The following is a 4,941-nucleotide window of genomic DNA, read 5'->3' on the forward strand; positions in this document are numbered from 1 at the left end:
ATCTATCACCCCAGCCTGCCGAGCCATCCGGGCCACGACATTGCGCGCCGTCAACAGTCCGGCTTCGGCGCCATGCTAAGTTTTGAACTCGATTGCAACGAGGCAGGCATTCGCGCCTTCCTCGCGGTCCTCACCCTCTTCTCGGTGGCCGAGTCCCTCGGCGGGGTAGAGAGTCTGGTGGCCCATCCGGCCAGCATGACCCACAGGGCCATGACCCCGGCGGCGCAGCAGGCAGCAGGCATCAGCGCCCAACTGCTGCGGTTGTCGGTCGGTATTGAACACGGTGAAGACCTGGTGGCCGATCTGGCTCAGGCTTTTGAACAGGCGCAGCAGGCAGAACAGGTAGCGAAGTAATGGAACAGCAGCAACAAGGAGAGATCGCGGTGGCAGCAGAAGCAGGATTGAAACGACGTCACGTCCACAAATTTGGTGGCAGCAGTCTGGCGGATCCGGTCTGTTATCGCCGGGTCGCCAGCATCGTTGAACAACAGGTGGGTGGCGACGAGCTGATCGTGGTCTCCGCCGCCGGCAAGACCACCAACCGGCTGATCCAGCTGGTGGAGCTGGCCGAAGCGGGGGACGAAGCCGCCGGTGAAGCCATCTCGGCCCTGCAGGCCTATCAGCAGAGCCTGATCGACGGCCTGCTGGAAGGCGAGCTACAGCTTGATCTGAGCAAGCAGCTGGCCGACGACATGCAACTGATCGCCAAAACGCTTGAAGGGCAGTTTGATCGCTTCGCCCGCAACGGCCTGCTCGCTTTTGGCGAAGTGTGGTCGGCGCGCCTGCTGGCGGCCCTGCTCACCAGCCGCAGCGACAAGGCTATCTGGCTCGATGCCCGCAGTTTCCTGCGCGCCGAGGATGGCGCTCTGGTCAAGGTGGATACCGCCCTCTCCAGCGAACTGCTCAAGGCGCGACTGGCGGAGCATGCCGGTCGCATCGTGGTAACCGGCTTTATCGCCGCCGACATGGAGGGGCGCTCCCTGCTGCTCGGTCGCAATGGATCCGACTACAGCGCCAGCCTGTTGGCGCTGCTGGCGGACGGCGAATCCACCACCATCTGGAGCGACGTGGCCGGGGTCTACAGCGCCGACCCGCGTCGGGTGAAAGAAGCGCGTCTGCTGGAACGCCTGAGCCTCGCGGAAGCCAACGAGCTGGCCCGTCTTGGCTCCTCGGTGCTGCACTCGCGCACCCTGCAACCTGTGGCCGACAGCCGCCAGCGCCTCACTTTGCGCTGCAGCTACAACCCGGACGAGGGCTGCACCCATATCCTGCGCCGCGCCCCCCGCTCCGGTGGCGCCCGCATCGTCTCCTCGGTGGATCAGATCGCCCTCATCGAGCTGAAGGTGCTGCCGCAGACCAACTACGAGCAGACGGTGGCCACCATCGAGGCCCATCTGGCCCGCCACCGCCTCAACCCGCTCACCCTGCAGCGCCAGCCGGATCGCCGGATCCTGCGCCTCGCCTACACCCTTGAGGTAGCACAAGGTGCCTTCGAGCTGCTGCGCGACTTCCAGCTGCAAGGGAGCTTCACTGGCCTCATCCAGAAAGAGGGGTACAGTCTGGTGGCGCTGGTCGGTGCCGGTGTCACCGACAACGCGGAGCAGTGTCACCGCTTCTATCAGCTGCTGGCAGATCAACCGCTGGAGTTCGTACAGGTGGCCAGAGATGGCCTAAGTCTGGTGGCCGTGCTGCGTCAGGTAGTGCTGGAACCCCTGCTCATCGCCCTGCACAGCGCCCTCTTCAGCCGCCCGACCCGGGTCGGACTGGTGGTGTTCGGCAAGGGCAATATCGGCGGCCACTGGCTCAGCCTCTACGCCCGTGAAAAGGCACGGCTGGAACATGAGCTCAATCTGGCGCTCACCCTCTACGGGGTATTCAGCTCGGAAGGGGGCCTGCTCGATGAAGAGGGGCTCAACCCCCTCAAGGTACAGGACAACTTCAACCCCAAACCGCTGATCTGGCCGGAGTTGCTCTCCCAGCTTGAGCAGCACGGCTTCGATGCGCTGATTGCGCTGGACATGACCGCCAGCGAAACGGTGAGCCGCTACTACCCCGACTTCGCCCAGCTTGGCATTCACATCATCGCCGCCAACAAGTTTGCCGGTGCTGCCGACAGCGAGTTCTACCAACGCATCAAGCAAACCTGCCGTGACCATCAGGTGCAGTGGCGCTACAACGCAACCGTGGGAGCCGGGCTGCCAATCCAGTCCAGCATCCAGATGCTGCGCCAGAGCGGCGACCGCATTCAGGGGGTCTCCGGCATCTTCTCCGGCACCCTCTCCTGGCTGTTCCAGCAGTATGACGGCACCCGCCCCTTCTCCGAGCTGGTGGATGAGGCGTGGCAGCACGGCCTGACCGAACCGGATCCCCGCGAAGATCTCTCCGGTCAGGATGTGCGGCGCAAGCTGCTTATTCTGGCGCGGGAAGCGGGCTTCGAGCTCGACTCCGCCGATATCGAGCTGGAGAATCTGGTGCCCGTCACGCTGCGCAAGGTGACCGCCGATCAGTTCATGGACAGACTGAAAGAGCTGGATGGCCCGATCCAGACCGCCTTCGAAGGGGCCAAGCGCCTCGGCAAGGTGCTGCGCTACGTCGCTCGCTTTGAGCATGACGGCAAGGCGAGGGTCGGACTGGAGGCGCTGGAGCCCCATCACCCGTTTGCGAACCTCTTGCCGTGCGACAACATCTTCGCCATCGAGAGCGACAGCTATCGCACCAACCCGCTGGTGATCCAGGGGCCAGGGGCGGGTCGGGAAGTGACCGCCGCCGCTATCCAGTACGATCTGTGGCAGATCTGCGCCAGCCTCTAAGGTGATATGCAAAGGGAGCTGCGCCTCAGCTCCCGCGCACAATAAAAAAGCCCGAGTCGATGACTCGGGCTTTTTGCTGAATGTCGCTTCGATTAGGAGAAGCAGGCCTGCAGCACGTAGAAGATGGCGATAGCCAGAATGGCACCGGCAGGCAGGGTGATGATCCAGGAGACCACGATGTTGCGCAGTACCCCCAGATTCAGCGCCGCAATACCGCGCGCCAGACCGACACCCATCACCGCACCGACCAGGGTCTGGGTGGTGGAGATGGGCAGACCGGTGCCGGAGGCAATCACTACGGTCGCGGCAGTCGCCAGCTGGGCAGCAAAACCACGGCTCGGGGTCAGGTGAGTGATGCCGGTACCGACCGTCGCCATCACCTTCTCGCCCATGGTCGCCAGACCGATCACGATACCGATACCGCCAAGGGGCAGGATCCACCAGGCAATGGCAGCCTGACTGGAAATCTCGCCACCAGAAGCCACGATAGAGGCCACCGCAGAGAGCGGGCCAATGGCGTTGGCCACATCGTTGGAGCCGTGGGCAAAGGCCATGGCACAGGCGGTGATCACCATCAGGATGCCAAACACCTTCTCCACGTTGGCGAAGTGCATCTTGCTGTCATCCTGCGGGTTGTACTTCTGACCGCGAATGTAGATCCAACCGGCAAACGCCACTGCGATGGAGATGGCGATGGAGAGCAGAATGCCCTCGCCATCGCTCAGGTGCAGACCGACGTGGGTCAGCCCCTTCTTGATGGTCACCAGACAGATCACCAGCGCAGTCAGGAACATGTAGAACGGCACATAGCGCTTGGCGTTGTTCAGGGGATCATCGGTGTTGAAGATAAGCTTCTGCACGCTGATGAACATGAAGTAGGCGATGACACCTGAGATGGCCGGGGTGATGACCCAGGAGCCGACGATGCCGCCAAACTTGCTCCACTGCACCGCTTCCGGGCCAATGCTCACCACAGCGAAACCGACGATGGCGCCGATGATGGAGTGAGTGGTGGAAACAGGCCAGCCGAAGTAGGAGGCGAGGATCAACCAGGCGCCTGCCGCCAGCAGGGAGGCGATCATACCGAGCACCAGCAGGTCCGGGCTATCGACAAACGCATTGCTGTCGATGATGCCGTTACGGATGGTGGCCGTCACTTCGCCACCAGCCAGATAGGCACCGGCAAATTCGAAGATCATGGCAATGATGATCGCCTGACGGATGGTCAGGGATTTGGTGCCGACCGATGTGCCCATGGCGTTGGCCACGTCATTCGCGCCAATACCCCAAGCCATCAAAAAGCCGAACAAGGCCGCCACGAGCACCAGAGTGGTGCCGTAATTCGCGATAATGTCCATTAGTAGTGTTTACCCAGTCAGTCGATTACGAACGAGCCAGCATCAGTTCCAGACGGGCGCCTACGCGCTCGGCCTGATCTGCCAGGTCACCTACCCATTCGAGGATCTTGTAAAGGAACATCACATCGATCGGATTGTAATTGTGCTCAACCGCTTGCAGCTGTTGGCGCAGTCCGATCTGCATGGTGTCTGTATCGTCCTCGATCAGATCCAGCTGATGGATCATCTCGGCAACCATTTCCACTTCCCGTCCTTTGAAGCCGGTCTCGAGCAGCTCGTCGAGCTCCCCGATCGCTTTCTCGGCCTGAGCGGTCGCATCAATACAACGTTTGAGGTAAGCCATGAAATCCGTCCGCATTTCGGCGGGGAACTCCATGCGACGACCAAGCATGCGGCCGGAGATATCCTTGGCACGGTTGGCAATCTTGTCTTGCTGAGTCAACAGCTCCAGCAGGTCGGTACGTGCAACCGGCAGGAACAGGCCGCGAGGCAGTTTCAGACGGATTTCACGCTTGAGGGTATCTGCCTCTTTTTCCAGCTGGGCGATCTGCTGCCGGATCTTCTCGGCATCTTCCCAACGGTCTTCGGCAACGGCGTCAAAGAAAGGAACCAACTGCTGGGAGCACTGGTGAACCTTGACGATATGCTTCTGCAGCGGCTTGATGGGGGACTTGGCAAAAAGCCCCAAAATAGTATTTACTGGCATGGCCAAACCTGTGTCGGTGAAAAAACACTCGATACGATTTTATGAGGCGCGCATGGTAACCGAACTG

The 4,941-nt window shown here is 61.4% G+C and carries 4 protein-coding genes; 2 read left to right on the top strand and 2 right to left on the bottom strand.

Features of this window, described 5'->3' with window-relative positions; genetic code table 11:
- Together G5358_RS19985 and G5358_RS19990 are read left to right on the top strand one after the other, a co-directional pair.
- Nucleotides 1-354 (top strand): PLP-dependent transferase (locus G5358_RS19985; RefSeq protein WP_421324778.1); only part of this gene is annotated, 354 nt, incomplete at its 5' end.
- A complete protein-coding gene (locus G5358_RS19990) occupies nucleotides 354-2,810 on the top strand; it encodes a bifunctional aspartate kinase/homoserine dehydrogenase II (protein WP_213387634.1) in 2,457 nt (818 codons plus the stop codon). The genes G5358_RS19985 and G5358_RS19990, both read left to right, overlap by 1 nt.
- A 92-nt stretch (nucleotides 2,811-2,902) precedes the next feature.
- On the opposite strand, the gene G5358_RS19995 is transcribed toward G5358_RS19990, so the two are convergent.
- Together G5358_RS19995 and G5358_RS20000 are read right to left on the bottom strand one after the other, a co-directional pair.
- On the bottom strand, nucleotides 2,903-4,168 hold the full coding sequence (locus G5358_RS19995) for an inorganic phosphate transporter (RefSeq protein ID WP_005343043.1): 1,266 nt from the start codon (nucleotides 4,166-4,168) through the stop codon (nucleotides 2,903-2,905).
- Between the two features lie 25 nt (nucleotides 4,169-4,193).
- Nucleotides 4,194-4,874 (bottom strand): TIGR00153 family protein, encoded by a 681-nt coding sequence (locus tag G5358_RS20000; protein ID WP_005340244.1) that lies wholly within the window; start codon nucleotides 4,872-4,874, stop codon nucleotides 4,194-4,196.
- Nucleotides 4,875-4,941 lie beyond the last annotated feature (67 nt).

Origin of the sequence: Aeromonas sp. 604176, from assembly GCF_049170755.1 — a bacterium.
In the GTDB taxonomy this organism is placed as follows: Bacteria; Pseudomonadota; Gammaproteobacteria; order Enterobacterales; family Aeromonadaceae; genus Aeromonas; species Aeromonas veronii_A.